This window comes from Agromyces sp. NPDC057679 (genome assembly GCF_042799635.1).
Classification (GTDB): Bacteria; Actinomycetota; Actinomycetes; order Actinomycetales; family Microbacteriaceae; genus Agromyces.
In genome coordinates, this window is the sequence record NZ_JBHVIK010000001.1 from 254,864 (window position 1) to 281,863 (window position 27,000).

Here is a 27,000-nt window from a genome sequence, read left to right on the forward strand (position 1 = left end):
GTTCAGACCGCTACGCGCTCTGAACTGTCGCGCCCTTGAAGTCGACGGCGAGGGGCAGCGCCTGCCAGACGGTCTCCGCGACGCTCTCGACGAGTGCGGTCGCGGCGGCGCGCTCGCTCGGGTCGCTCGCGAGCACGAGGATCGACGGGCCGGCGCCCGAGACGACGGCCGGATGGCCCGCCTCGCGGAGCGCCCGGATGAGCCGATCGGTCTCGGGCATGGCCGCGGCGCGGTAGTGCTGGTGCAGCTTGTCCTCGGTCGCCTGGAAGAGCAGCTCGGGGCTCTGGATGAGCGCGGCGACGAGCAGCGCCGAACGCGAGACGTTGAACACCGCGTCCTCGTGCGGCACCGACTCGGGCTGCAGCGACCGTGCGAGCGCCGTCGACATCTCGTGCTCGGGCACCAGCACGAGCGGCGAGACGCCGCGGTGCACGATGAGCTTCTTGTGCCGGGGGCCCTCGGGGGTCACCCACGCGATCGTGAGCCCGCCGAACAGCGCGGGCGCGACGTTGTCGGGATGCCCCTCGAGCTCGGTCGCGAGCTCGAGCAGCTCGTCGGCGGTGAAGTCGACGACGCCGTCGAGCAGCCCCTTCGCGGCGATGACGCCGGCGACGATCGCCGCGCCCGAGGAGCCGAGCCCGCGGCCGTGCGGGATCGTGTTGTGCGCCACGAGCCGCAGGCCCGGCAGTGCGACGCCGGCGCGTTCGAAGGTGTGCGCGATCGAGCGCACGACGAGGTGCGAGGCATCCAGCGGCACCTCGCCCTCGCCGACGCCGTGCACCTCGACGACGACGCCGGCCGCCTCGGTCGCCTGGACCTCGAGCTCGTCGTAGCGCGCGAGCGCGAGCCCGAGCGTGTCGAAGCCCGGCCCGAGGTTCGCCGAGGTCGCCGGCACCTTCACCTGCACGGCGCGGCCCGCAAGCACGGTGGTCGCCGGCGCGACGAGGGTGCCGGTCACGAGGCGAGCCCGAGCACCGACGCGATCTGCGCGGTGTCGACCGGCACGATGGTCGGCTGCACGTCGGAGCCGTCGGCCGTGCGCAGGGCCCACTGCGGGTCCTTCAGTCCGTGCCCGGTGACGGTGAGCACGACGCGGGCTCCCTTCGGCACGACGCCGGCCTCGGCGCGCTCGAGCAGGCCGGCGACCGAGATCGCCGATGCGGGCTCGACGAAGATGCCGACCTCGGCCGAGAGGATGCGCTGCGCCTCGAGGATCTTGTCGTCGTCGATGGCGCCGAAGTAGCCGTCGGACTCGTCGCGCGCCTGCAGGGCGAGCTCCCACGAGGCGGGGTTGCCGATGCGGATCGCGCTCGCGATCGTGTCGGGGTCCTTCACGGGCTCGCCGCGCACGATCGGCGCGGAGCCAGCGGCCTGGAATCCGAACATCCGGGGCAGGCGCGTGGCGTTGCCGGCCGCGATGTCCTCGCGGTAGCCGCGCGTGTACGCGGTGTAGTTGCCGGCGTTGCCGACCGGGATGAAGTGGAAGTCGGGAGCGTCGCCGAGCACCTCGACGACCTCGAACGCCGCGGTCTTCTGCCCCTCGATGCGGTCGTTGTTGACCGAGTTCACGAGGTGCACCGGGTAGTTCGCGGCGAGGTCGCGGGCGATGTCGAGGCAGTCGTCGAAGTTGCCCTGCACCTGCAGGAGCTCGGCGTTGTGCGCGATGGCCTGGCTGAGCTTGCCCATCGCGATCTTGCCCTCGGGCACGAGCACGGCGGCCGTGATGCCGGCGTGCGTGGCGTACGCGGCCGCCGAGGCGGAGGTGTTGCCGGTCGAGGCGCAGATGACGACCTTCGCGCCGTCCTCGACGGCCTTCGTCACCGCCATCGTCATGCCGCGGTCCTTGAAGGAACCGGTCGGGTTCATGCCCTCGAACTTCACCCAGACGTCGGCGCCGGTGCGGGCCGAGAGCGCCGGGGCGGGAAGGAGCGGCGTGCCGCCCTCGCCGAGCGTGACGACCGGGGTGGCGTCGGTGACGTCGAGGCGGTCCGCGTACTCGCGGATGACTCCGCGCCACTGGCGGGAGTTGGCCTTGGGGGTGGGGTGGTTCACAGTGCTCCTTCGACTCGGAGGACGGACGCGACGGATGCGACGACGGGGCTCTGGGCGAGGGCGGCGACGGTCTCGGCGAGCGCGGACTCCTTCGCCTCATGCGTCCCGATGACCAGCGTAGCCCGCTGGCTCCCTTCGCTGACGCTCTGCTGGAGTTGCTCGACCGAGACGCCGTGCAGGGCGAAGATGCGGGCGATCTGCTCGAGCACACCGGGTTCGTCGGTGACCTCGAGGGTGATCGCGTAGCGCGTGGTGATGCGGCCGATCTCGAGCACGGGCACTTCGGCCTGGGTCGATTCGGCGGTGCCGGGGCCGCCGGAGACGCGGCGGCGGGCGATCGCGACGAGGTCGCCGAGCACCGCGGAGGCGGTCTGCACTCCCCCGGCGCCGGCGCCGTAGAACATGAGCGGGCCCGCGGCGGAGGCCTCGACGAAGACGGCGTTGTTCGCGCCGTGCACGGCGGCGAGCGGGTGGCTGCGCGGCACGAGCGCCGGGTACACGCGCGCGGAGACGCCCTCGTCGCCCGTCTCGGGGTCGGTGAGCCGCTCGCAGATCGCGAGGAGCTTCACGACGTAGCCCGCGCGACGCGCCGACTCGACCTGGTCGGCCGAGACCTCGGTGATCCCCTCCCGGTGCACCGCTTCGACGGGCACGCTCGTGTGGAAGGCGAGGCTCGCGAGGATCGCCGCCTTCTGCGCGGCGTCGTAGCCGCCGATGTCGGCGGTCGGGTCGGCCTCGGCGTAGCCGAGCTCGGTCGCGGTCGCGAGCGCGTCCTCGAGGGATGCCCCGGTCGTGTCCATGCGGTCGAGGATGAAGTTCGTGGTGCCGTTGACGATGCCGAGGATGCGGTCGACCCGGTCGCCGGCGAGGCTCTCGCGGAGCGGCCGGATGATCGGGATCGCCCCGGCGACGGCGGCCTCGTAGGAGAGCTGCGCGCCGACCTGCTCGGCCGCGGCGAAGAGCTCGGGGCCGTGCGAGGCGAGGAGCGCCTTGTTGCCGGTCACGACGTCGGCGCCCGAGCCGATCGCCTGGAGCACGAGGCTCCGGGCGGGCTCGATGCCGCCGACCAGCTCGATCACGATGTCGGAACCGAGGATGAGCGACTCGGCGTCGGTCGTGAGCAGCTCGGCGGGCAGCTCGACGTCGCGCTTCGCGGTCGTGTCGCGCACGGCGATGCCGACGAGCTCGAGGCGGGCGCCGACGCGCTGCTCGAGCTCGTCGGCGTGCTCGAGGAGGAGCCTCGCCACCTGCGATCCCACCGATCCGGCTCCGAGCAGTCCGACTCGGATGGAGCGGTACTCGATCATGCGGGGGTCCCTTCGGTAGCGGATGGCTCGAGCCCGAGATCGCGACCGAGCAGGTCGTCGATCGTCTCGCCGCGCACGATGAGGCGGGCTTCGCCGCCCCGCACCGCGACGACGGGCGGGCGGGGCACGTGGTTGTAGTTCGACGCGAGCGACCAGCAGTAGGCCCCCGTGGCGGGCACCGCGAGCAGGTCGCCCGGTGCGGTGTCGGCGGGCAGGTACTCGGCGTCGACGACGATGTCGCCCGACTCGCAGTGCTTGCCCACGACCCGCGAGAGCGCGGGTGCCGCCGCCGAGACGCGCGAGGCCAGGCGGGCCGAGTACTCGGCGCCGTAGAGCGCGGTGCGCGCGTTGTCGCTCATGCCGCCGTCGACGCTCACGTAGCGTCGCTCCCCGCCCTCGATGGGCACCGACTTGATCGTGCCGACCGTGTAGATCGTGACGCCGGCCGGGCCGATGATCGAGCGCCCGGGCTCGAACGCGAGCCTCGGCAGCGGCAGGCCGCGTTCGCGGCAGCCGGCGACGACGGCGTCGAGGATGCCCCGGGCGATGTCCTCGATCGGCTGCGGCGAGTCGGCCGCGGTGTAGGCGATGCCGAAGCCGCCGCCGAGGTTGAGCTCGGGCACGGGTGCGGCCGCGGAGAGCTCGGCGTGGGCCTCGAGCAGGCGGGAGGCCGACTCGGCGAAACCGTCGGCGTCGAAGATCTGGGAGCCGATGTGGCAGTGCAGGCCGAGGAACTCGAGGGACTCGTGAGCGCGGATGCGGGCGCCCAGTTCGGCCGCGCTCTCGAGCGGGACCCCGAACTTCTGGTCTTCGTGGGCGGTCGCGAGGAACTCGTGCGTCGAGGCGTGCACGCCGCTGTTCACCCGGAGGCGCACCCGCTGGCGTCGCCCGGCGCGGGCGGCGGCGGCCGCGACCCGCTCGATCTCGACCTCGCTGTCGATGACGATCGCCCCGACGCCCGCGGCGACCGCGGCGTCGATCTCGGCGAGCGACTTGTTGTTGCCGTGGAAGCCGAGGCGCGCGGGATCGGCCCCCGCGCCGAGCGCGACCGCGAGCTCGCCGCCGGTGCACACGTCGACCGCGAGCCCCTCGTCGAGGACCCAGCGCACGACCGCGCCCGAGAGGAACGCCTTGCCCGCGTAATAGACCGTCACATCGGTGCCCGCGGCACGCGCCGCGACCTCGAAGGCCTCACGGGTTCGGCGGGCGCGCCCGCGCGCCTCGTCCTCGTCGACGACGTAGAGCGGGGTGCCGAACCGGGCGGCGAGCGACGCCGCGTCGAGGCCGGCGAGCACGAGCCGTCCGGCGTCGTCGCGATGGGCGGACTCGGGCCAGACCTGCGGCACGAGCCCGTTGACGTCGTCGGGCACGGCGGGGCCCGAGGGGACGGCGATGGAGACGGATGCCACGGAGAAACCTCACGGAGGGGACGAATCGACGGTCGCTCGCGGCGAGCGAACCCGGATCGGTTCCTGAAGCCTGATGCGTGCCGACCTTGTGGGTCGGCGTACGGCGAGTCTACCGAGGCCGCACGGCGAGGCCGAATCGAGCCGTCAGTCGCAGCTCCCGGTCTGCTGCAGGTGCGCCGCGTCGAGCGTGACCTCCGAGCCCTCGAGCTCGACCTGTACGACACCCGGCGCCGCGGCGATGCCGGTCACCTCGATGCCCTCGGGCAGGTGCTCGGCCACGCAGACCGCGATCGGGTCGCCGCCGAGCACCCGTTCGACGATGCCCGAGAGGTCGAGCGAGCCGCCGCCCGCGCCGACCTCAACGCCGACCGGCTCGAGCAGCACCTCGTTGCCGGCCGCCGTGGGCGTCGCGGTCACCTGGTAGGCGATCGACTGCCCGAACAGCTCGAGTTCGCCCTCGTAGCCGACGGTCGCGTCGCCGAGGGTGATCGAGCCGGTCGAGTTCGGAACCTGGACGAGGCTGTTCACCGCGTCCTGCTCGGCCGAGACCGTCGCCTCGAGCCGCTCGACCGGGCTGCCCAGGTCGACCGGAACGCCGCGGAGGTCGACCGCGACGTCGAGCGGCGCACCGTCGACGACGAGTTCGGGTGCGCTGAGCGATACCTGCTCCATCGTGCCCGAGAGGTATTGCGCGATCACCGAGAGGCCGCCGATCGTCACGTCCACGTCGCCCTCGACACCGGCGGGCAGGTTCGCGCGCACCTCGTCGGCGACGCGCTGCTCGGCGATGCCCCGCGCGACCACGTCGGCGACCACGAGGAGCGCGGCGAGGCCGACGACGGAGCCCGCGACGATGAGCCCGATGCGGGCGCCCCGGGACAGCCGGCGTCGTGGCTCGGGCTCGGGCCCCGTGACATCCAACTCGACCGTCGCGTGCTCGTCGGACATCGGTTCCCCCTCGGGATCGTTTCGGGCGTGCCTACATGCGCTCGGGCGCCGAGACGCCGACCAGCCCGAGTCCGTTGCGGATGACCTGGCCGGTGGCGTCGTTCAGCCAGAGCCTCGTGCGGTGCAGCTCGCCGACCGGCTCGTCGCCGAGCGGCAGCACGCGGCAGTTGTCGTACCAGCGATGGTAGAGGCCCGCGAGCTCCTCGACGTAGCGTGCGACGCGGTGCGGCTCGCGCAGCTCGGCCGACTGGGCCACGATGCGCGGGAACTCCTGGAGAGCGCCGAGCAGCGCCGACTCGGTCTCGTGGGTGAGCAGCTCGGGGGCGAACGACGAGCGGTCGACGCCGGATGCCGCGGCGTTGCGCGCGACCGCGGAGGTGCGGGCGTGCGCGTACTGCACGTAGAAGACGGGGTTGTCGTTGGTGCGTCGCTGCAGGATCTCAGGGTCGATCGTGAGCGGCGAGTCGGCCGGGTAGCGGCCCAGCGTGTAGCGGAGCGCGTCGGTGCCGAGCCAGGCCTGCAGGTCGTCGAGCTCGATGATGTTGCCGGCGCGCTTCGAGAGCTTCGCACCGTTCACGCTCACGAGCTGCCCGATGAGCACCTCGATGTCGCGCTCGGGATCGTCGCCCGCCGCACCGGCGAGCGCCTTGAGGCGGTGGACGTACCCGTGGTGATCGGCGCCGAGCAGGTAGATCTTGTGCTTGAACCCGCGGTCGCCCTTGTCGAGGTACAGGGCGGCGTCGGCGGCGAAGTAGGTCGGCACGCCGTTGCCGCGCACGAACACCCGGTCCTTGTCGTCGCCGAAGTCGGTCGTCTTCACCCACACGGCGTCGTCGGCGTCGTAGACGTGGCCCTGCGCGCGCAGCCGGGCGAGCGCCGTGTCGATGTCGTTGATGCCGTCGTCGCCCCTGGCGTGCAGGCGGCGCTCGCTCGTCCACACGTCGAAGTGCACGTTGAAGCGCTCGAGCGAGGCGCGGATCTCGGCGAGCTGCAGCTCGTAGGCGATCTCGGTGGCCGTGTGCAGCGCGAGCTCGCGGTCGAGCTCGGCGAGGTTCGGCTCGCGGTCGAGCACGCGGGCCGCGAGGTCGGCGATGTAGCTGCCCGGGTAGCCGCCCTCGGGGGTCGGCTCGCCCTTCGCGGCGGCGAGCACGGAGGCGCCGAAGATCTCCATCTGGTTGCCGGCGTCGTTGATGTAGTACTCGTTGGCGACCTCGGCCCCGGCGGCGCGGAGCACCCGGCTGATGGAGTCGCCGAGCGCCGCCCAGCGGGTGTGCCCGATGTGCAGCGGCCCGGTCGGGTTCGCCGAGACGAACTCGAGGTTGATGACGCTGCCCGAAAGCGAGTCGCTGCGGCCGTACTCGGCGCCCGCGTCGACGATCGTCTTCGCGAGCGCGCCGGCCGCGGCGGCCTCGAGGCGGATGTTGATGAAGCCCGGCCCGGCGACCTCGGCGCTCGCGACGCCGTCGAGGTCGGCGATGGCCGCGGCGAGCTCGCCGGCGAGCTCGCGCGGGTTCTGGCCGAACGGCTTCGCGATGCGCATGGCGACGTTCGATGCCCAGTCGCCGTGCTCGCGAAGCTTCGGACGCTCGAGCGTCACGTCACCGGGGGCCAGCGCGAGTTCGACCTCCGCGCCCGCGGCCCGACGTCGCTCGGCGAGGGCGAGGACGAGGTCGTACAGGGCGAGTGAGAGGTCGGTGGGAGTCACCCGCAAATCCTACCGGGTGGCGATTGGTAAGGTTCGTCACATGCCGCGCCTCCACCGTCTGCCTCGACTGCGATCGACCGGGCTCGCGCTCGCCGTCGCGGCATCCGTGTTCGCCCTCGCCGGGTGCTCCGAACCCGCTCCCCCGGCCGACGACCCATCGGCCGCCGCGACCGATCCCGGTGCGAGCGAGGCCCCCGTCGAGGAGCCGACGCCGTTCGAGATCGCCTGCGACGAACTGCTCTCCGCCGACGACGTCTACGCCTACAATCCGAACTTCGGCAACGCCCCCGACTACGAACCGGCCGCCGACGGCGTCCTCGGCGTCGAGGAGGAGGCGGGCACCACGTGCGGCCTGCTCAACCAGACGAGCGGGGCGCTCATCGAGTTCGGCGTCGCGACGCCGCCCGAGGGCGCGCTCGAGGGGCGCAAGAACGACGCGGCGCTCGGATCGAAGCCGGTCCCGACGTACGGCACCCCGCCCGAGGTGGAGGGCTACTTCTCCGTCACGGGCGAGCACGGCGAGGCGCAGGTCTTCACCGGCGAGTACTGGATCGTCGTCGACTCCGTCGATTTCGTCGAGCCCGGCGACGCGCAGGTGCTCGTCGCCGCGATCCTCGAGAACCTGGCGGCCTGATGGACGCCCCGACGACCCGTCACTCCCAGGGCACCCCGTCCTGGCTCGGCGCGGTCAACGACCGGGTCGGGCTCTCCGCCCTCCTCGACCACGGCCCGCTCACCCGCAACCGCATCTGCGAGCTCGTCGGCGTCTCGAAGCCGACGGCCTCGATGATGATGACCCGGCTCATCGCCGCGGGCGTCGTCGAGGAGAGCGGGCAGCTCGCGGGAAGCCCCGGGCGCAACGCCGTGCTCTACTCGGCGCGCACCGATCGCCCCCTTGGCGTCGCGATCGCGATCGACGCGTTCCGGCTGCGTGCGCGCGTCGTCGACGCGGCCGGCGGCGACCGGCCCGCGGTCACCATCGTGCTGCCCCGCGACCCCGCCGAGCGCTCCGCCGTCGACGAGGTGTCGGCGGCGATCCGCGAGGCGAGCGCGGCCGCCGGAACCGACCCCGGGACGGTGCACACGGTGTGCATCGGCACCGCCGGCTACGTCGACCCGGGCGGTGAGGGCGAGCTGTTCAGCGAGACCCTGCCCGGATGGCCGACCACGGGGCTGCGCGGGGTGCTCGAGCAGGCGCTCGGCATCACCGTCTTCATCGAGAACGACGTGAACCTCGCCGCGCTCGCCGAACGCGAGGGCGGCGCCGGCGCCGGGCGCGACGTGTTCGCCCTGCTCTGGCTCGGCAACGGCGTCGGCACCTCCTTCGACGTGGCCGGAGACCTGCACCGCGGCACCTTCGGCGGCGCAGGCGAGATCGGATTCCTGCCGCTCTCGGTCGAGGCGCACGCGCTCGACGAGCACGCCAGCACGAGCACCGATCTCGTCGGAGCGGCCGCCGTCAGGCGTATCGCCGAGGCCCGAGGGATCGGCGGCGCCGACTTCACCGCGGTGCTCGAGTCGATCGCGGCGAGCGACGACCGCGACGCGATCATCGACGAGATCGGACTGCGCATCGCGCACATCTCGCTGCCGCTGCTCGCGACCCTCGACCCGGGGCTGCTCGTGCTGGCGGGCCCCACCGCCGCGGTGGGCGGCGCCCGGCTCGCCGAGGCGGTCGAGCGCGACATCCGACGCCTCAGCCGCTGGTACCCCGAGGTCGTCGCGACGCACATCGTCGGCGACGCGGTCCTGGAGGGCGCGCACGCCTTCCTCACGGCGAAGGTGCGCGAGGAGCTCCTCGGCCGGGTCGCCCGCCTCGCCATGCCCTGAGCCGACCCGCACCGCGTCCACGGGCCTCGATCCGCGTCGTGCCCCGGCGCTCGAGCACCTCCGGGGATGGTAGGGTTTTCAACTGTGCGCCTCCGTAGCTCAGGGGATAGAGCGCCGGTTTCCGGTACCGTAGGTCGGGGGTTCGAATCCCTCCGGGGGCACGTATGAATGAGCGGGTCGAGGGCCGTCCGGCCCTCGCCTCGCGATCCGCTGCTCGCCGTCTCCTGCGACGCGGATCGATCGGCGCGTCGCTGATCGCGACGATGATCGGCGGCCTCACGGCGTGCGCTGCCGCGCCGCAAGGGTCGGCGGCCGATCCCGCGTCGACCGGCCGGCCCGCATCCTCCCTGCCGCCCGTCGGCGGAGCCTTCGACTACCAGCTCGGCGGGGCGTACCCGCCCGATGACGACGTCGAGATCGTCGTGCGGGACCGCACCGAGGCACCCGACGCCGCACGGTACTCCATCTGCTACGTGAACGGCTTCCAGACGCAGCCCGGCGACGCGGCCCGGTGGCGGAGCGACCCGAGCAACCTCCTGCTCACCGTCGACGGCGAGGCGGTCGTCGACCCCGCCTGGCCCGACGAACTGCTCCTCGACACCTCGACGCCCGAGCGGCGCTCGGGGATCGCACGCATCGTCGGGGCGATGATCGACGACTGCGCACGAGCGGGCTACGACGCGGTCGAGATCGACAACCTCGATTCGTTCACCCGCTCGCACGGACGGCTCGAATTCGCCGACAGCCTCGCGCTCGCCGGCGAGTTCGCCGATCGGGCCCACGCGAACGGCCTCGCGATCGCGCAGAAGAACACCGCGGAGTCGGCGGGCGTGCTGCGGGAACGGGCCGGTTTCGACTTCGCGATCGCGGAGTCGTGCCACGCCTGGGACGAGTGCGGCGCCTACCGGGAGGTCTACGGCGAACACGTGCTCGGCATCGAGTATCCCGACGAGCTGCGCGGCTCGTTCGCGCAGGCGTGCGCCGATCGCGACTCGCCCGACTCGCTCGTGCTCCGGGATCGGGCGTTGCGTCCGGCCGGGGAGCCCGGGCATGTCTCCGAGTTCTGCTGAATCCACCGACGGCCGACCCGGTCGTGGACGATCGCCACGGCCCCACCGTAGACTCGGGAACGTCCGTCCGGACGGGGGAAAGGCACTGGTGCATGCGCGCAGGACGCAGATGGCTCGTGACGGTGGCGATGATCACGGGGTTGATCGGTGTCGGAGCGGCAGGCGCGGCCTGGGCTGACGATCCCGTCTCCTTCGGCTCCTCCCCCGTCGTCGACACGGCGGGAGTCCTCGGCGCTCGCACCGCGGAAGTCGAGCAGGCGCTCGAGGCCGACGCCGACCGCAGCGGTCGCCAGCTCTTCGTCGCCTACGTCGACGAGTTCGAGAACCCGTCGGCGGCCGACGCGTGGGCCGAGCAGACGGCGATCGACAACGGCCTCGGCAACGAGGACTACCTGCTCGCGGTCGCCGTCGAGGGCCGGCAGTACTTCCTCTCCGCAGCGAGCGACGCCTCGCTCTCCGACGAGGAGCTCGACCGCATCAGCCTCGAGATCATCGAGCCCGAGCTGCGCGACGAGGACTGGGCGGGCGCCGCGATCGCCGGTTCCGCCGCGATCGCGGGCGACGGCGGCTCGGGCGGCGGCTGGGGGGCCGGTTTCATCTGGTTCCTCGTGATCGCCGCGATCATCGTCGTGATCGTCTGGATCGTGCTCGCCCGCCGCAAGAAGCGCAGCCCCGCCGCGGGCGGGGGCGCCCCGCAGCCGTCGATCGACGACCTCCGGCGCCAGGCCGGAAGCGCACTCGTCCAGGCCGACGATGCGCTGAAGACGAGCGAGGAGGAGCTCGGGTTCGCCGTCGCCTCCTACGGCGACGAGGCCACCGCCGACTTCCGCGCCGCCCTCGAGGGCGCGAAGGCGAAGATCGCCGAGGCCTTCGCGCTGCAGCAGCGGCTCGACGACGCCGATCCCGACACCGACGAGGAGCGCCGCGCCTGGTACGGCGGCATCATCTCGCTGACCGGCGAGGCCGATGCGCTGCTCGACGAGCAGGCCGCGCGGTTCGACGAGCTCCGCGACCTCGAACGCAACGCCCCCGAGGCGCTCGCCCGCGTCGAGGCGCTCGCCGCGACCGTCGAGCGGGGCATCGCCCCGGCGGCCCAGCGTCTCGCCGCGCTGCAGTCGCAGTACGCCGCCTCCGCGCTCGCCCCGGTCGCCGACAACCCGGCGCAGGCCCAGACCCGGATGGGCTTCGCCCGCGAGGCGCTCACCGAAGCCGGCGCCGCCGTCGGCCGCGGTGAAGGCGGCGCCGCCGCCGTCGAGATCCGCGCGGCGGAGGAGGCGGTCGACCAGGCGCAACTGCTCTCGGTGTCGATCGAGCGGCTCGCCGCCGAGCTCACCGGGGCCGACCGCGCCGTCGCCGCCGGGGCCGACGAGCTCGACCGCGACGTGCAGACCGCGCGCGGCCTCGACGACCCCGGCGCGAGCGCCCTCGCCGACCGGGTCGCCGCCGAGGCATCCGAACTGCGCAGCGCGATCGCCGCACCCGGCCGCGACCCGCTCGCGCTGCAGGCGCGCCTCGAACAGGTCGACGGCGAGATCGACGCCGCGATCCAGGGCGCCCGCGACGCCGCCGAGCAGGCCGCACGCACGCAGGCGCAGCTCGGGCGGAGCCTGCAGGCGGCGCGCAGCCAGGTCCAGGCGGCCGAGGACTACCTCGTCGCACGACGCGGCGCCGTCGGCGCGGAGGCGAGGACCCGCCTCGCCGAGGCCGGGCGGCTGCTCGTGCAGGCCGAGCAGACCGCCGCGGGCGATGCGACGGGCGCACTCGCGACGGCCCAGCGCGCCGAGCAGCTCGCCCGCTCGGCGATGCAGCTCGCGCAGCAGGACGTCGGCGGGTTCGGCGGCTACGGCGGCGGTGCGGGTGCCCCGCAGGGCGGCACGGCCGGCGGCTCGGGCGGCGATCTCTTCGGCGCGGTGCTCGGCGGCATCCTCATCAACTCGGTCCTCGGCGGCGGGGGCGGCGGGGGCTTCGGCGGCGGCGGGGGCTTCGGCGGCGGAGGCGGCGGCTTCGGCGGAGGCGGTCGCCGCTCCCCCGGCAGCTTCGGCGGCTCGGCGACGCGCTCGCGGCGCGGAAGCGGGGGCCGATTCTGACCGACGACGACCACCACCGCTCGAGACCCCATCTCCAACGACCATCGACCGACCTCAGAACCACGAACAGGGAGCAACCATGACCAAGCAGTCCATCTTCGGGCGGATCTCGCAGCTCGTCCGAGCCAACATCAACGCCCTCATCGACCAGGCCGAGGACCCGCAGCTCATGCTCGACCAGATGGTGCGCGACTACACCAACTCGATCGCCGACGCCGAGGCGGCGATCGCCGAGACGATCGGCAACCTGCGCCTCCTCGAGGACGACCACCGCGAAGACGTCGAGGCGGCCCGCGAATGGGGCGAGAAGGCGATCGCGGCGAGCCGCAAGGGCGACGAGATGCGCGCGGCGGGCGACGCCTCGGGCGGCGACAAGTTCGACAACCTCGCGAAGGTGGCGCTCAGCCGCCAGATCTCGGCCGAGAACGAGGCGAAGGCCGCCGAGCCGCAGATCGCCGCGCAGACCGAGGTCGTCGACAAGCTGAAGGCCGGCCTCAACGGCATGAAGGAGAAGCTCGTCCAGCTGCAGAACAAGCGCTCCGAGCTCGTGGCGCGGGCGAAGACCGCCCAGGCGCAGAAGCAGGTGCAGGACGCGGTCAAGTCGATCGACATCCTCGACCCGACGAGCGACATCGGCCGCTTCGAGGAGAAGATCCGTCGCGAGGAGGCCGTCGTGCGCGGTCAGGCCGAGCTCGCCGCGTCGAGCCTCGACGCCCAGTTCAACGAGCTCGACGACCTCGGCGAGCTGACCGAGGTCGACGCCCGGCTCGCCGCGCTGAAGGCGGGCGGCTCGCAGGGCGCGATCGGCGGCTGAACGCAGCTGCAGGGCACGAATCGGATGCCGCGACCGCATGTCGGTCGCGGCATCCGCCGTCTCCGGTGGTCGAGCGACAGCGGTGGCGCATACTGGTGTCATGCCCGCCACCTTCGTCGTCGTGCCGCTCTGGCAGGGATCGGTCTCCTCGCGCGCCATGAGCCTCGCCGACGGCGCCGAGGCCATCCGCGGCGACCTGCCCTCCTCCTCGACCGTCGTCGTCGACGTGCCGGTCGAGGCCGGCGAGTCGCTCGGCACGGGCGTCCGGCGGTACAGCACGATCCGGCGGGTGCGGGAGTCGACCGCGCACGCGCTCGCGCAGGTGCCCGACTGGGCGCTGACGATCGGCGGCGACTGCGGCAGTTCGCTCGCCGCCGTCGCGCACGCCGCGGAGCGGACCCACGGCGACCTCGCGGTGCTCTGGCTCGACGCCCATCCCGACCTCAACACCCCCGAGACCTCGCCGTCGGGCGGATTCGGCGGCATGACGCTCCGCGCGATCACCGGCGACGGAGCCGAGGGGCTCGCCCTCGACGAGGCGACGAGGGTCGCGCCGGCGCGGCTCGTGCTCGGCGGCATCCGGGCGATCGACGCGGAGGAGCACCGCTTCATCGAGGAGCACGGCATCTCGGTGCTCACCGTCGAGGACCTCTCCGACCCGGCGGCGGTGGTCGCCGAGCTCGAGGCGACGGGCGCGTCGAACGTCTTCGTGCACATCGACCTCGACGTGCTCGACCCGTCGGCGCTCGCGGGGCTGTCGTATCCGATGCCGTTCGGCATCGGCGCGGGCGAGCTCGCGTCGCTCGTCCGCGAGGTGGTGGCTCGATTCACGGTCGCGGGTGCCGCGATCACGGGCTTCACGCCGTCGAACCCCGAGTCCGCCGTCGACGACCTGCCGACGATCCTCCGGCTCGTCGGGGCGCTCACCTCGGGCGCGCGCACGCGCGGCTGACCCTCGCGCCGGTGCCCGCCCCTAGGCTGGTGGGACCGGGTGCGGCGCGGGACGTCCGCGACATGGGACGGGCGCCTCGGCGGCCCGTCACGAGAACCTCACGACAGGGGGCGGCGATGCAGCGCGAGACCGATGTGGTCGTGATCGGCGCGGGGCCGGTCGGCGAGAACGTCGCCGACCGGGCACGGGCGGCCGGGCTCGAGGTCGTGGTCGTCGAGCACGAGCTCGTCGGCGGCGAATGCTCCTACTGGGCCTGCGTTCCGTCCAAGACGCTCCTTCGCAGCGCGGCGGCGCTGCGAGCGGCCCGACGCGTGCCCGGCGCCGCCGAGGCGGCGACCGGCGAGCTCGACGTCGACGCGGTGCTGCGGCGCCGCGACGACTGGGTCTCGAACTGGAACGACCAGGGCGCGGTCGATTGGCTCGACAGCGTCGGCATCGAACTCGAACGCGGACACGGCCGGCTCGACGGGACGCGTCGCGTCGTCGTCGAGCGCGCCGACGGCGACACGCTGACACTCGTCGCGCGTCATGCCGTCGTGCTCTCGACCGGTTCCGACCCGGTGATCCCGCCCATCGACGGACTCGCGCTCTCCCGTCCGTGGGCGAGCCGCGAGGCGACGAGCGTCACGACCCCGCCGCGCCGGCTCGCGGTGATCGGCGGCGGCGCGGTCGCCCTCGAGATGGCGACCGTCTTCGCGGGCTTCGGCACCGAGGTGACCGTGCTCGCCCGTCACGCCCTGCTCGGCGGCATGGAGCCCTTCGCGGGCGAGGCCGTCGCCGACGGACTGCGCGGGCTCGGGGCATCCGTTCGCCTCGGCGTCGAGGTCGTGCGAGTCGAGCGCACGCCGACCGACGAGGTCCGCCTCGAGCTCGACGACGGCGAGACGCTCGTCGCCGACGAGGTGCTCGTCGCGACCGGACGGCGCCCCCGCACCGACGGGCTCGGCCTCGAGACGGTCGATCTCGCGCCGGGCGATTGGCTCGACGTCGACGACAGCCTGCTCGTGCGCGCCTCGACGAACGACGAGGCCCCGTGGCTCTACGCCGTCGGCGACATCAACCACCGCGCGCTCCTCACCCACCAGGGCAAGTACCAGGCGCGCGCGGCCGGCGACCTCATCGGCGCGCGCGCGACCGGCCGCCCGCTCGAGCTCGCACCGTGGGGCGCGCACACGGCGACCGCCGACCACTCCGCCGTGCCCGAGATCGTGTTCGCCGAGCCCGAGTGCGCCGCGGTCGGGCTGACGGCCGAGTCGGCACGTCGCGAGGGTCGCGCGGTGCGCGTCGCCGACGTCGACTTCGGCTCGGTGAGCGGGGCGGGCATCCACGCCGACCGCTTCGCCGGGCGGGCGCGGCTCGTCGTCGACGGCGGGCTCGGCACGGTGATCGGCGCCACGTTCGTCGGCCCGGATGTCTCCGAGCTCGTGCATGCGGCGACCATCGCGATCGTCGGCGAGGTGCCCGTGGATCGGCTCTGGCACGCGGTGCCCGCCTTCCCGACGATGAGCGAGGTGTGGCTGCGACTCCTCGAGGCCCTCGGCCGGCCGGGCGCCGCCGAGGGCGCCGCGGCCGGCGAACAGCCCGACTCCCCCTCGACCGGGACCACCGATGACGACGACGAGGAGCCCGCCGCGTGAGCGACGCCGAACCGAACACGACCCTGCGCATCCGCCTCACGGATTCGCCCATCAGCCGACTCGGCTACTGGTGGGCGACCGCCGTGGGCTTCACCTGGGGATTCATCTGGAGCACCGGGCCGATCCGCCGCCGACACGGCCTCATCGTGTTCACCGGCATGCCGAACTGGACGTACGGGCGGGGCGGTTCCTGCGTCGGCGGCTGCTACCTCACGGGCGCGAACGACGGCGACCGGGTGCTCGGCCACGAGGTCGTCCACCGCGAGCAGTGGCGCAGGTACGGCATGCTCTTCCCGCTGCTGTACTTCATCGCAGGCCGCGATCCGCTGCGGAATCGCTTCGAGATCGAGGCAGGCCTCGAGGCGGGCGGGTACCTGCCGCGCCGAACCGCCCCTCGGCGCGGCCGAGCCACCGGTACCCCGTAGCGCCGCGCGCGTGCGCTCGACGCCGGGACCCTTCAGGCCGTGCGGCGCGAACGCCAGAGCAGCCAGACGAAGTACGGAGCGCCGACGACCGCGGTGACGAGTCCCGCGGGCAGCTGTCCGGGCGCGATCACGGTGCGACCGATGGTGTCGGCCACCGTGACGAGCAGTGCACCGAGCACTGCGGCGAGCGGCAGCACGAGTCCGTGTCGGGCGCCGACGAGTGCGCGCGCGGCGTGGGGCGCCACGAGACCGACGAAGCCGACGACGCCCACGGCCGACACGGCGGTCGCGGTGAGTGCGACCGCGATCGCGAGCAGTCCGAGGCGGGCGCGTCCGAGCCGGACGCCGAGCACCCGCGGGGTGTCGTCGTCGAAGGCGAGCAGGTCGAGCTCTCGGCGCATGCCGGCGAGCACCGGCAACGAGACCGCGAACACGACGAGGAGCGGGATGAGCTGCGGGAAGGTGCGACCGTAGGTCGACCCCGACATCCACGTCAGCGCCTTCGCCGCGTTGTACGGGTCGGTCGCGATGATCAGCATCGCGACGACCGCCGACGCCGCGGCGGAGACACCGAGGCCGACGAGGATCAACCGGCTGGTGGCGAGCCCGCCGCGCAGCGACAGCCCGAACACGACGAGCGCGGCGACGGCGGCGCCGGCGAAGCCGCCGGTCGTGACGGCGACGAAGCTCGCGAGCGGCCAGAACGTGATGACGAGCACGGCGCCGACGCCGGCGCCGCCGGTCACGCCGAGGATCGCCGGCTCGGCGAGCGGGTTGCGCGAGACCGCCTGCACCACCGTGCCGGCGACGGCGAGGGCGGCGCCGGCGAGGATCGCGGCGGCCACGCGCGGCGCGCGGGTGTTCATGACGAACTCGACGAGCGGACCGGCCTGGCCGGTGATCCAGTTGAGCACGTCGCCGCCGAGCAGCTTCGCGTCGCCGAGGAGCAGCGAGACGAACGCGAGCACGAGGAGGAGCGCGACCGAGCCGCCCATGACGAGGCGTCGTCCGCGCCGCGAGAGCCCGGCGCCGATCACGAAGCCGCTGGCCGCCTCGGAGGTCGCGCGCGACCGCAGCGCGAGCGCCACGAGGAACACCGCGCCGAAGATCGTGGTGACGATGCCGGTGGGGACCTCGACGCCGGCCTGCCCGCCGAAGGCGAGCCGCAGCAGCACGTCGGCCCCGAGCACGACGATGACGCCCATCACGGCGGCGGCCGGGATGAGGAGCACGTGCTTCTGCATGCCGGGCACCCGTACTGCGATCAGTCGGACGATCGCCGGCGCAGAGAGACCGACGAAGCCGATGGGACCGACGAGCGCGACGGCGGCCGCCGAGAGCAGCACGGCGATCAGGACGCCGATGAGCCGGGTGCGTCGCACGTCGACGCCGAGCACGGTCGCCGTATCGTCGCCGAGGGCGACGAGATCGAACTGGCGGGCGAAGACGAGGAGCACCACGACGGCGACGAGCACGACCGGCGCGAGCTGGGCGGCCGGTCCGATGCCGGTCTGCGCGAGGGTGCCCTGGCTCCAGGCGTAGAGGCCGTTGGTGCGCTCGGGGAAGAGCAGCAGGAGCATGGTGGTCAGCGCGGTGAGTGCGAGCGCGATCGCCGAGCCGGCGAGCACGAGCCGGACGGTGCCGCCTCCGCCCGAGCCCGATGACCGCGAGCCGCCCGCGGACAACGCGAGCACGAGCCCGGCCGCGGCGAGCCCGCCGAGGAAGGCGACCGCACCGCCGCCGAGGACGGGCAGCGAGATGCCGAAGGCCGCGACCACGACGACCGCGAGGTACGAGCCGGCATTCACCGCTAGGGTGTCGGGCGACGCGAGCACGTTGCGCGACACCGACTGCAGCACGAGTCCCGCGACGCCGAGCGCGATGCCGACGACGACGCCCGCGACCACGCGCGGCATGCGCGAGGCGAGGAACACCGCGGCCGACTGCTCGTCGCCCCCGGTGCCGGTGATGAGGCCGAGGAGCTCGGGAAGCCCGACGTCGGCCGATCCCTGGGTGACGTGGACCGCGGCGAGCAGCGTCGCGACCACGAGTCCCAGGGCGATGAGCAGCACTGCGCCGAGCCGGGGGCGGCGATCGCCCCCGGCCGGCGCCGTGCCGGTCTCAGCCCGCGAGGGTGCTGACGACCGCATCGATGTAGTCGTTCATCGACGACGGGCCGCCGAACATCCAGATGCCGTCGGGGAGGCGGTGCACGTTGCCGTTCGCGACGAACGGCAGCGACTTCCAGACCGCGTTGTCGGCCAGGTCGACCGCGTAGGCGTCGGCTTCGCCGTTCGTGATGTAGAGGAACTCGAGGTCGTCGAGCCCGGTCAGGCCCTCGACGTCGGTCGAGCCGAGGCCGTAGTCGGCGTCGCCCTCGCCCATCCAGGCGTTCTCGAGACCGAGCTCCTCGGTGACCGCGGTGAGCAGCGCGCCCTCGGTGAACGGGCGGATCGAGACCTGGCCGCCGCTCGCCCACGAGTCACTCATCATGAACGGAGTGCCGGCGAGGCCGGCCTCCTCCAGTGCGGCCGATCCCTCGTCGATCTTCGCGTGGAAGCCGTCGAGCAGGGCCTCGCCCTCGTCCTCGGTGCCGGTGGCGGTGGCGATGCGCTCGAGGTTCGACTCCATCTGGCCGATGGGGTTCGAGGCGTCGGCGCCGCGCACCACGATCACGGGGGCGAACTCCTCGATCTGCGAGATCACGGTCTCGGGCAGGTCGGTGGTCGTCACGACGAGGTCGGGCGCGAGGCCCGCGATCGCGTCGACGGAAGGCTCGCCGCGCATGCCGACATCGGTGACGCCCTCGTCGAGCGGCTCCGACTGGACCCACGCGCTGTACCCGGCGACATCGGCCACGCCGGTCGGCATCACGCCGAGCGCGACGAGGTTCTCGGCGGTGTTCCACTCGAGCGCGACGACCTTCTCGGCCGGTGCGTCGAGCGAGATCTCCTCGCCGCGATCGTCCGTCACGGTGATCGCACCCTCGGCGCCGCCGGCGGCCGCGGGGGCCTCGGTCGTGCCGCAGCCGGTGAGCAGCAGGAGGGACGCCGCGGCGACCGCGCCCAGGGTGATGACGGGTGTTCTCATGGGAGTGGTTGTCCTCACGGATCGGCGCGCGGGCAGGACTGACCGCGCGAGGGGGGGTGGGTGGAGACGTCGCTAGGCGACGACGAGTCGTTCGGTGCGCTGACGCGTGTTGTAGCGCCCGATGGGACAGGTGGTGATGCAGCCGCGCTCGTCGATGTCGACGTCGACGCGGATGCCGTAGGCCGAGCTCAGCACGTCGCTGACGAGCACCTCGGCGGGCCTGCCGACGGCGCGCACGCGGCCCGACTCGAGCAGCACGATGCGGTCGGCGATCGCGGCGGCCTGGTCGAGGTCGTGCAGCACGACGCCGATCGTCACGCCGTGCTCGTCGGCGAGCTCGCGGATGAGGTCGAGGAGCTCGACCTGGTAGCGGAGGTCGAGGTAGGTGGTGGGCTCGTCGAGCAGCAGCACCCCCGTGTCCTGGGCGAGGCACGCGGCGAGCCAGACCCGCTGCAGCTGCCCGCCGGAGAGCTGGTCGACCGCGTTGCCGGCGAGGCTCTCGACGCCGGTCAGCTCCATGGCGCGATCGACGATCGCGGCGCCGCCGGCGTCGCCGGTGATGAACCGGCCGCGGTGCGGATGACGGCCGAACTCCACGAGCTCGCGCACCGTCAGGCCGCCGGGCGTCGGGCGGCTCTGCGCGAGGAGCGTGACGCGGCGCGCGAACTCGCGAGCGCTGAGCGTGGCCGCGTCGACCCCGTGCTCGGCGAGCTGGCGGGCGCCGGCGGCCGCGCCGTCGGAGACCGTGTGCACGTCGCCGTCGGCGAGCAGCACCCGCCCGGAGTCGGGCTGGTGGAGCCGGGCGAGCGCCCGCAGCAGCGTCGACTTGCCGCTGCCGTTCGGGCCGACGAGCGCGGTGACCTTGCCCGGTTCGAGGTGGAGCTCCGCGCCGTGCACGACGGGCGTGCCGTTGTAGGAGATCGTGAGGTCGAGACCGAGCATGACTCCAACTATAGGTGAGGCTTACCTAAGTGCGTCAACTCGGCTCGGCCGAGCCCGCCGCCGGGACGACGACGGCCGGCGACCCGTCGCGGGTCGCCGGCCGTCGCTGCGCGTGGACTACTCGGAGACGGCGCCCGAGATGGCCTCGATGAGCGCGGGCATGCCGCCCTCCCACTGCACGCTGAGCGCGGTGGGCGGCGAGACCGACGAGACCGTCACCGGGTCGTAGACCTGCGCGACCTTGCCGGCCGCCACGGCGGGGATCGCCTGCATCTCGGGCTTGGTGAGGAACGCGTCGGCCTCGGCCTTGTCCGCGTGGTAGCTGACGATGAAGTCGGCGTCGAGCTTGTCGAGCTGCTCGTAGCTGAGCTCGTAGAAGAAGCCGCCGTCGCTCGTGTCGAGTTCGGAGACGCTCGGGGCCACCTCGAGGCCGAGCTCGGTCAGCACCTCGATGCGCGAGTCGGCTGCGGTGTAGACGTAGACGAAGCCGTCGCCGTCCCAGATGCCGGCGAAGGTCTTGCCCGCGAACTCGGGGTGGGCCTCGGCCTGCTCGGCGAAGTAGCCGTCGATCTCGTCGAGCACCGCCTCGCCTTCGGCCTCCAGGCCGAGCGCGGTCGTCGAGATGCGGATGTTCTCGTCCCACGGCGTCGTCCACGGCGACTCCGGGTACGCGACGACGGGCGCGATCTCGCTGAGGGTGTCGTACTGCTCCTGCGTGAGCCCCGAGTAGGGCGCGAGGATCAGGTCGGGCTCGGCGGCGATGAACTCCTCGTACGGCACCGTCGCGCCGCCCTCGTCGTCGTTGAGGACGACCGGGTGCTCGACCCCGGCGTCGTCGTACGCGTCCTCGACCCAGGGCAGGAGGTTGCCCTCGCCGACGGTCCAGGACTGCTCGGCGATGGCGACCGGGAAGACGCCGACCGAGATCGCGGCCTCGGTCGAGCCCCAGCCCCACGTCGCGACCCGCTCGGGAGCCGCCTCGACGACGGTCTCGCCGAAGGCGTGCTCGACGGTGATCGGGAACCCTTCGCCCGCGGCCGCGGTGGGCGCCGCGCTCGGCTCCTCGGTCGTGCCGGTGGCGCAGGCGGTCAGGGTCAGGGCGGCGGCAGCGAGGCCGGCCGCCGCGATGAGCGGACGTCGAAGACGCACGGATCTCTCCTCGGTTCAAGGGGTGGGGATAAGGGAAGGCTAACCTAAATCGGGCATGTATGCCGCATCGCGACGTCACGGACGCGTCACGATGCCGTGGCGGGCGGGGCCGCCGGGCTGCCCGGTGCCGACGGTTCGGCCGCGCGCGGCGCACCGTCTGCGTCACCGGCACCGGCACCGCTGTGGAACCGCCCGACCGGCACGATCATCGGGCTGCCGGACACCGGGTCGGGGATCACCGAGGACTCGAGCGCGAAGGCGTCCCGCACGATCTCCTCGGTCAGGATGTCGCCGGGCCGCCCCTCCGCGATGACGGCGCCCGACGACATGACGACGAGATGGTCGGCGTACCGGGCGGCGAGGTTCAGCTCGTGGAGCACCATCACGACGGTCGTGCCGCGGTCGCGGTTGAGCTCGGTGAGCAGGTCGAGCAGCTCCAGCTGGTGGGTCACGTCGAGGAAGGTCGTGGGTTCGTCGAGCAGCACGATGTCGGTCTGCTGCGCCAGCACCATCGCGATCCAGACGCGCTGGCGCTGCCCGCCCGACAGCTCCTCCACCCGCCGTTCGGCGAGGTCCGCGATCCCGGTCGCCGCCAGCGCCTCGGCGACCACGCGGTCGTCGTCGCTCGAGTGCCGGCCGAACCAGCCCTGGTGCGGGGACCGGCCACGACCGACGAGTTCGGCCACGCGCACCCCGTCGGGCGCGATGGAGGACTGCGGGAGCACGCCGACGCGACGCGCGAGCTGGCGCCGTGGCATCGTCGACACGTCGCGCCCGTCGAGCGTGATGCTCCCGCCGCCGAGCGGGTGCAGGCGTGCGAGGCCCCGCAGGAGGGTCGACTTGCCGCACGCGTTCGGTCCGACGATCGCCGTGACGCGACCCTGCGGGATCACGAGGTCGAGTCCGTCGATGACGACGCGGCCGTCGTAGCCGAGACGCACGCCGTGGGCGGCGAGCCCGGTCGCGGCGCCGGCGGAGGGGGCGGGAGCGGATGAGTCGCTCATGGGCGGGACTTCCTCTCGCTGCGCGACAGCAGCCACAGCAGGTAGGGGGCTCCGATGAGCCCGGTCACGATGCCGACCGGGGCGGTGAGCCCCGGCATGGCGAACTGGCCCAGGACGTCGGCGCCGAGCGTCAGCGCCGCCCCCGAGACCGCCGAGGCGGTGAGCGCCGCGCTGCCGTCGTCGACGAGGCGGCGCGCGATCGCCGGGGCGATGAGGGCGACGAAGGCGATCGGCCCGGCGACCGAGGTCCCGAGGGCGATGAGCAGCACCGCCGCGAGCAGCAGCAGGCCGCGGTTCGCGTTCGCCCGCATCCCGAGCGACGCCGCGCGCTCGTCGCCCAGGCCGAGCACCGCGATCCCCCGGGCGGACAGCGCGACGAGCAGGCAGCCGAGCGCGAGCCCGGCCGCGAGCAGCCAGAGCTCGTCGCCCCGCACATCCGACACGCTGCCGACCGTCCAGAGCAGCGCGGTCTGGGCCTGGCGCACGTCGGCGCGCGCGAGCAGCCAGGCGATGAGCGACGCGCACACGTAGGCGAGCCCGACGCCGACGAGCACGAATCGGATGCCGTGGAGGCCCTGGCGCCACGCGGACGCCCAGATGATCGCCGCGACGGCGAGCCCGCCCGCGAGCGCGAAGCCCGCGACGGCCGCGCCCGTGATGCCGAGGCCGAGGATCGCCCACACCGCGCCGAGACTCGCCCCCGTCGAGACACCGAGGATGTCGGGACTCGCGAGCGGATTGCGGAGCACCGACTGGAAGACCGCGCCGGCGAGGCCGAAGGCGGCGCCGACGAGCACGGCCGCGAGGATGCGCGGCAGGCGGAGCGTGAACACCACGAGCTGCTCGGTGCGCTCGCCCTGTCCGAGGAGCGTCGCGATCACGCGGTCGGGCGACAGGCTCGCCGCCCCCGAGGAGAGGGCGATCACCGCGATCACGAGGATGAGCGCGAAACCTGCGCCGAGGACCACGCCGAGCCGGCGCCGGTTGCGCGCACGCACCCCGGCGACCGCGGCGACGACGGCGGGATCGACCGGGGTCGGACGCATCGCGGCATCCGTCGTCGCGGTCACAGCCCCGCCACCGTTCGGCTGCGCGCGATCGCGATGAGCACGGGGGCGCCGATGAACGCGGCGACGACGCCGGCCTCGAGCTCGGCGTTCGGGACGATGAGGCGGCCGATGACGTCGGCGGCGAGGAGCATGATCGGCCCGAGCAGGAGCGCCGCGGCGACGATCCAGCGGTAGTCGGTGCCGACGAGCCGTCGCGCGGCATGCGGCACCACGAGTCCGACGAGCGCGATCGGCCCGGCGAGCGCGGTCGCCGTGCCGCAGAGCAGCACCAGGGCGATGCCGGCGAACACCCGGGTCGTGCCCACCCGTTGGCCGAGCGCGTTCGCGACGTCGTCGCCGAGCGCGATCAGGTTGAGCCGGTTGGCGAGCGCGATCGCGACGACCGTGCCGAGCAGGATGAACGGCCACAGGACCGCCGCGGTGTCGAGTCCGCGACCGGTGAGCGAGCCGACCGCCCAGAAGCGGTACTGGTTGAACGTCTCGGGATCGCGCAGGAGCACGAGTGCCACGAGCGGCGTGACGAAGGAGGTCACGGCGGCGCCGACGAGCGCGAGTCGCACCGGTCTGCCGCGCCCGATCGAGAAGACCACGGCCGCCGCGGCCGCGCACCCGGCGAAGGCGAACCAGACGAAGACGAGCGGGTCGGCGACGCCGAGCAGCGAGATGCAGAGCACCACCGCGAGCGAGGCGCCCGCGTTCAGGCCGAGCAGGCCCGGGTCGGCGATGGGGTTGCGGGTGACGCCCTGGATGAGCGTGCCCCCGAGCCCGAGCGCGAGGCCCGCGAGCAGGCCGATCACGGTGCGCGGGACGCGCAGCTGCCAGATGACGTTGTGGTCCGCGTTCGCGGCGTCGGGTGCGACGAGCGCCTGCCAGGCGACCGCGGGGTCGATGGCGCGGACCCCGAGGACGAGGCTCGCACCGACGATCGCGACGAGGACGATCGCCGCGATCACGAGGACCGCGATCGCGCGGGCGGCCCCGACCCTGCGCGGCGTGCGCGGGAGGACCGCGGTGTCGGAGGCACCGCCCGGTCCGGCGACCGCGGCGCGCGGCACCGCCTGCGGTGCGTTCACTCGAGTTCTGCGCGCCCGCGGCGCCAGTACCCCATGAACGCCACCTGTCGTCGGTCGAGTCCCGCCTCGCGAACGAGGAACCGGCGGAGGCCGGTGATGACGGAGGCCTCGCCGGCGAGCCAGGCGTAGCAGGCGCCGTCGAGGCTCTGCCCGGCGGGGACGTCCCAGAGGGGGGTGTCGGGCAGGTCGGCCCGTTCGGCGGCGGCGAGCGCCGCGGCCGACTCGTCGCCGGCCGCCCTCGTGACGCCGAGGTCGGCGAGGTGGCGCACGACCCAGTCGCGCACGGCCGGTGCGAGGAGTTCCCCGTGCGCTGCGGACGCGCGCGAGAGCCAGCGCACCTCGACGCCCCGCGGAGCCCGCACCGCGAGCCGGTCGCCCGCCTCGGGCACCTCGAGGAACGCCGCGCCCGTCGCGTCGGCCGGGAGCGACTCGAGGATCGCGCAGATCGCCGGGGTCGCGGTCTCGTCGCCCGCGAGCAGCAGGGTGTCGACCTCGCCAGGACGCCAGTCGATGCCGAGGGTGCGGCCGGGACCGAACTCGTCGGGCCCGATGAGCACGATCTCGTCGCCGGGCTCCGCGCGCCCGGCCCAGGCCGAGGCGGGGCCGGCGTCGCCGTGGCCGGCGAACACGATGTCGACCTCGCGGAGCTCGGGGCGCACCGCGCGCACCGTGTACGTGCGGAACGGGTTGCGCAGCTCGGCGGGCAGCTCGCGCCACGCGGTGTACCAGTCCTCGCCGTCGGGGAACGACGCGAAGCCGTTGCCGTCGAGGGGCAGCACGACCTTCACGCGCTGGTCGAGCCCCGCGGTGCCGAAGTCGGCGAGCTCGTCGCCCGTGAACGTCACGTTCACGAACGTCGGCGACAGCCGTTCGACGCGCGCGACCGTCGCGCGGAAGTTGCGATAGGCGGATCGCGGGCGCTGCGGGGCCTCGGCCACTGAGGTAAGCATTACCTAAGTCTGACACACCGCCCCGCGACCTCAGAACTCGAACGTCACCAGACGACCGGATGCCTCGGCGCACGCCGCACGCGGCGCTCGAGCTGCGCGGCGAGCGAGAACAGCGTCGCCTCTCCGCCGGGGCGGCCGATCAGCTGCACGCCCATCGGCACTCCCCCGTCGGTGAACGACACCGGGACGGTGATCGCCGGCAGACCCGAGACGTTCACGAAGGAGGTGAACGGGGTGAACTGCACCTGCTGGGCGAAGTTCCGCTCCCCGTCCTCCGCGTCGTACCAGCCGACCGGCCGCGGCTCGAGGGCGAGCGCCGGGGTCAGCACCGCGTCGTAGCCCGCGAATCGCCGGATCACCCGCTGCTCGAAGCGCGCGAGCCACCCGAGCGCCTCAGCGAGCCGGCGCGCCGGCACGGCGCGCCCCCGCCCGAGCAGCCACTGCGTGAGCGGCTCGAGCAGCGCCTCGCGCTCCCCGTCGACCGGGATGGTCGCGGCCCCCGCCTGCCAGATCGTGCGGAACGCGTCGGCGTACCCGGGCTCAGGAGCGGGCGCCACCTGCTCGATGCCGTGGCCGATCCCGTCGAGCACCCCGACCGCGAGGTCGAGCGCCGCCCGCGACGGCTCGTCGATCACGATCTCGTACGCCGTGTCCCACGGGCTGTCGAGCATGACCCCGATCTGGAACCGCCCCTCCCCGCGCACGGCCGCCCCGAGGTACGGTCCGTCGTCGCCGGGCGCCCGCACCGCCGAGCGGTGGCGCGGCGGGTACCCCTCGGGCGCGATGAGCCCGTCGAGCAGCAGCGCCGCGTCGGCGACGGTGCGCGCAATCGGCCCGGCGACGGGGAGCCCGGCGAGGCTCGTGAGCCCCGAACCGCCCGGGACGCGCCCGCGCGAGGGCTTCACCCCGACGAGTCCGCACACCGCGGCGGGGATGCGGATCGAGCCGCCCCCGTCGGATCCGGGCGCGAACGGCAGCATGCCGGCGGCGACGGCCGCCGCCGCTCCCCCGCTCGAGCCGCCGGCGCCGAGCGCGGGATCCCACGGGTTGCGCGCGGGCGGACCTGCGAGCCCCTCGGTGTACGACGGCAGGCCGAACTCGGGCGTCGCGGTCTTGCCGAGGCTCACCGCACCGGCCGCGTCGACCGCCTGCACGAGCTCGTCCGACTCCTCGGGCACGTACCCGGCGAAGGCGCGCGAACCGAAGCCGGCCGGCACCCCCGCGCGCTCCTGCAGGTCCTTGTCGGCGAGCGGCAGGCCCCAGAGCGGCCGCGAGCGCGGCACCTCGCGCTCGACGAGCCGGGCCCGATCGAGCGCCGCCTCGCCGGTGACGGTCGTGAACGCGCCGACCTCGGGGTTCAGCCGCTCGACGCGTTCGAGGTAGTGCGTCGCGAGCTCGACCGGCGACACCGTGCCCCGCTGCAGCAGTTGATGGAGCTCGAGGGCGGTGTGGTCGTGCAGCTCGGTCATGTGCTCGAGCCTACGGC

General features: G+C 73.6%; 23 protein-coding genes and 1 tRNA gene. 9 read left to right on the forward strand and 15 right to left on the reverse strand.

What is annotated here, in order from left to right; genetic code table 11:
• Positions 1-10 precede the first annotated feature (10 nt).
• The 6 genes from thrB to ACFVAJ_RS01215 form a co-directional block, all read right to left on the reverse strand.
• The gene (gene thrB / locus ACFVAJ_RS01190; RefSeq protein ID WP_376940971.1) at positions 11-958 is read right to left on the reverse strand and encodes a homoserine kinase; all 948 of its coding nucleotides are present in this window, start codon (positions 956-958) and stop codon (positions 11-13) included.
• The gene (gene thrC / locus ACFVAJ_RS01195) at positions 955-2,052 is read right to left on the reverse strand and encodes a threonine synthase (RefSeq protein WP_376940972.1); all 1,098 of its coding nucleotides are present in this window, start codon (positions 2,050-2,052) and stop codon (positions 955-957) included. The genes thrB and thrC overlap by 4 nt, the downstream gene beginning before the upstream one ends.
• On the reverse strand, positions 2,049-3,359 hold the full coding sequence (locus tag ACFVAJ_RS01200; protein ID WP_376940973.1) for a homoserine dehydrogenase: 1,311 nt from the start codon (positions 3,357-3,359) through the stop codon (positions 2,049-2,051). The genes thrC and ACFVAJ_RS01200 overlap by 4 nt, the downstream gene beginning before the upstream one ends.
• Positions 3,356-4,768 (reverse strand): diaminopimelate decarboxylase, encoded by a 1,413-nt coding sequence (gene lysA, locus ACFVAJ_RS01205; protein WP_376940974.1) that lies wholly within the window; start codon positions 4,766-4,768, stop codon positions 3,356-3,358. The genes ACFVAJ_RS01200 and lysA overlap by 4 nt, the downstream gene beginning before the upstream one ends.
• Positions 4,769-4,912: 144 nt before the next feature.
• Entirely contained in the window at positions 4,913-5,716 is an 804-nt protein-coding gene (locus ACFVAJ_RS01210; protein WP_376940975.1) for a DUF2993 domain-containing protein, read from the reverse strand.
• Positions 5,717-5,747: 31 nt separating this feature from the next.
• Positions 5,748-7,421: an arginine--tRNA ligase gene (locus tag ACFVAJ_RS01215; RefSeq protein WP_376940976.1), complete on the reverse strand. Its 1,674-nt coding sequence runs from the start codon at positions 7,419-7,421 to the stop codon at positions 5,748-5,750.
• 40 nt (positions 7,422-7,461) lie between these two features.
• Here ACFVAJ_RS01215 and ACFVAJ_RS01220 point away from each other — a divergent pair, with 40 nt between their 5' ends.
• From ACFVAJ_RS01220 to ACFVAJ_RS01260, 9 genes are all read left to right on the forward strand, one after another.
• Positions 7,462-8,055, forward strand: coding sequence for an iron ABC transporter ATP-binding protein (locus ACFVAJ_RS01220; protein WP_376940977.1), 594 nt, complete (start codon positions 7,462-7,464; stop codon positions 8,053-8,055).
• Entirely contained in the window at positions 8,055-9,251 is a 1,197-nt protein-coding gene (locus tag ACFVAJ_RS01225; RefSeq protein WP_376940978.1) for an ROK family protein, read from the forward strand. Before ACFVAJ_RS01220 ends, ACFVAJ_RS01225 begins: the two co-directional genes overlap by 1 nt.
• An 88-nt stretch (positions 9,252-9,339) precedes the next feature.
• Positions 9,340-9,412 (forward strand) — tRNA-Arg (locus ACFVAJ_RS01230).
• Positions 9,413-9,415: 3 nt separating this feature from the next.
• Positions 9,416-10,321, forward strand: coding sequence for an endo alpha-1,4 polygalactosaminidase (locus tag ACFVAJ_RS01235; RefSeq protein ID WP_376940979.1), 906 nt, complete (start codon positions 9,416-9,418; stop codon positions 10,319-10,321).
• A 92-nt stretch (positions 10,322-10,413) separates the two neighbouring features.
• Positions 10,414-12,408 carry a TPM domain-containing protein gene (locus ACFVAJ_RS01240; RefSeq protein ID WP_376940980.1) on the forward strand — a complete coding sequence of 665 codons (1,995 nt, stop codon included), beginning with the start codon at positions 10,414-10,416 and terminating at the stop codon, positions 12,406-12,408.
• Positions 12,409-12,487: 79 nt separating this feature from the next.
• Positions 12,488-13,222 (forward strand): PspA/IM30 family protein, encoded by a 735-nt coding sequence (locus ACFVAJ_RS01245; protein WP_376940981.1) that lies wholly within the window; start codon positions 12,488-12,490, stop codon positions 13,220-13,222.
• 100 nt (positions 13,223-13,322) lie between these two features.
• A complete protein-coding gene (locus ACFVAJ_RS01250) occupies positions 13,323-14,174 on the forward strand; it encodes an arginase family protein (protein WP_376940982.1) in 852 nt (283 codons plus the stop codon).
• Positions 14,175-14,290: 116 nt separating this feature from the next.
• Positions 14,291-15,811, forward strand: coding sequence for a dihydrolipoyl dehydrogenase family protein (locus ACFVAJ_RS01255; RefSeq protein ID WP_376940983.1), 1,521 nt, complete (start codon positions 14,291-14,293; stop codon positions 15,809-15,811).
• A complete protein-coding gene (locus tag ACFVAJ_RS01260; protein ID WP_376940984.1) occupies positions 15,808-16,236 on the forward strand; it encodes a Fe-S oxidoreductase in 429 nt (142 codons plus the stop codon). The genes ACFVAJ_RS01255 and ACFVAJ_RS01260 overlap by 4 nt, the downstream gene beginning before the upstream one ends.
• Before the next feature lie 32 nt (positions 16,237-16,268).
• Here ACFVAJ_RS01260 and ACFVAJ_RS01265 read toward each other — a convergent pair whose 3' ends face one another.
• The 9 genes from ACFVAJ_RS01265 to ACFVAJ_RS01305 form a co-directional block, all read right to left on the reverse strand.
• Positions 16,269-18,386 carry an iron ABC transporter permease gene (locus ACFVAJ_RS01265; protein ID WP_376940985.1) on the reverse strand — a complete coding sequence of 706 codons (2,118 nt, stop codon included), beginning with the start codon at positions 18,384-18,386 and terminating at the stop codon, positions 16,269-16,271.
• Complete coding sequence (locus ACFVAJ_RS01270; RefSeq protein ID WP_376940986.1) at positions 18,358-19,326, reverse strand: iron-siderophore ABC transporter substrate-binding protein; 969 nt, start codon at positions 19,324-19,326, stop codon at positions 18,358-18,360. Before ACFVAJ_RS01270 ends, ACFVAJ_RS01265 begins: the two co-directional genes overlap by 29 nt.
• 72 nt (positions 19,327-19,398) lie before the next feature.
• On the reverse strand, positions 19,399-20,268 hold the full coding sequence (locus tag ACFVAJ_RS01275) for an ABC transporter ATP-binding protein (protein ID WP_376940987.1): 870 nt from the start codon (positions 20,266-20,268) through the stop codon (positions 19,399-19,401).
• A 117-nt stretch (positions 20,269-20,385) separates the two neighbouring features.
• Positions 20,386-21,417, reverse strand: a complete 1,032-nt coding sequence (locus ACFVAJ_RS01280; protein WP_376940988.1) for an iron-siderophore ABC transporter substrate-binding protein — start codon at positions 21,415-21,417, stop codon at positions 20,386-20,388.
• A gap of 86 nt (positions 21,418-21,503) precedes the next feature.
• Positions 21,504-22,421: an ABC transporter ATP-binding protein gene (locus ACFVAJ_RS01285; protein WP_376940989.1), complete on the reverse strand. Its 918-nt coding sequence runs from the start codon at positions 22,419-22,421 to the stop codon at positions 21,504-21,506.
• The gene (locus ACFVAJ_RS01290; protein WP_376940990.1) at positions 22,418-23,467 is read right to left on the reverse strand and encodes a FecCD family ABC transporter permease; all 1,050 of its coding nucleotides are present in this window, start codon (positions 23,465-23,467) and stop codon (positions 22,418-22,420) included. Before ACFVAJ_RS01290 ends, ACFVAJ_RS01285 begins: the two co-directional genes overlap by 4 nt.
• A gap of 20 nt (positions 23,468-23,487) precedes the next feature.
• Positions 23,488-24,564 (reverse strand): FecCD family ABC transporter permease, encoded by a 1,077-nt coding sequence (locus tag ACFVAJ_RS01295; protein WP_376940991.1) that lies wholly within the window; start codon positions 24,562-24,564, stop codon positions 23,488-23,490.
• On the reverse strand, positions 24,561-25,514 hold the full coding sequence (locus ACFVAJ_RS01300; RefSeq protein ID WP_376940992.1) for a siderophore-interacting protein: 954 nt from the start codon (positions 25,512-25,514) through the stop codon (positions 24,561-24,563). Before ACFVAJ_RS01300 ends, ACFVAJ_RS01295 begins: the two co-directional genes overlap by 4 nt.
• 44 nt (positions 25,515-25,558) lie before the next feature.
• Positions 25,559-26,983 carry an amidase gene (locus tag ACFVAJ_RS01305; protein ID WP_376940993.1) on the reverse strand — a complete coding sequence of 475 codons (1,425 nt, stop codon included), beginning with the start codon at positions 26,981-26,983 and terminating at the stop codon, positions 25,559-25,561.
• Positions 26,984-27,000: the final 17 nt, after the last annotated feature.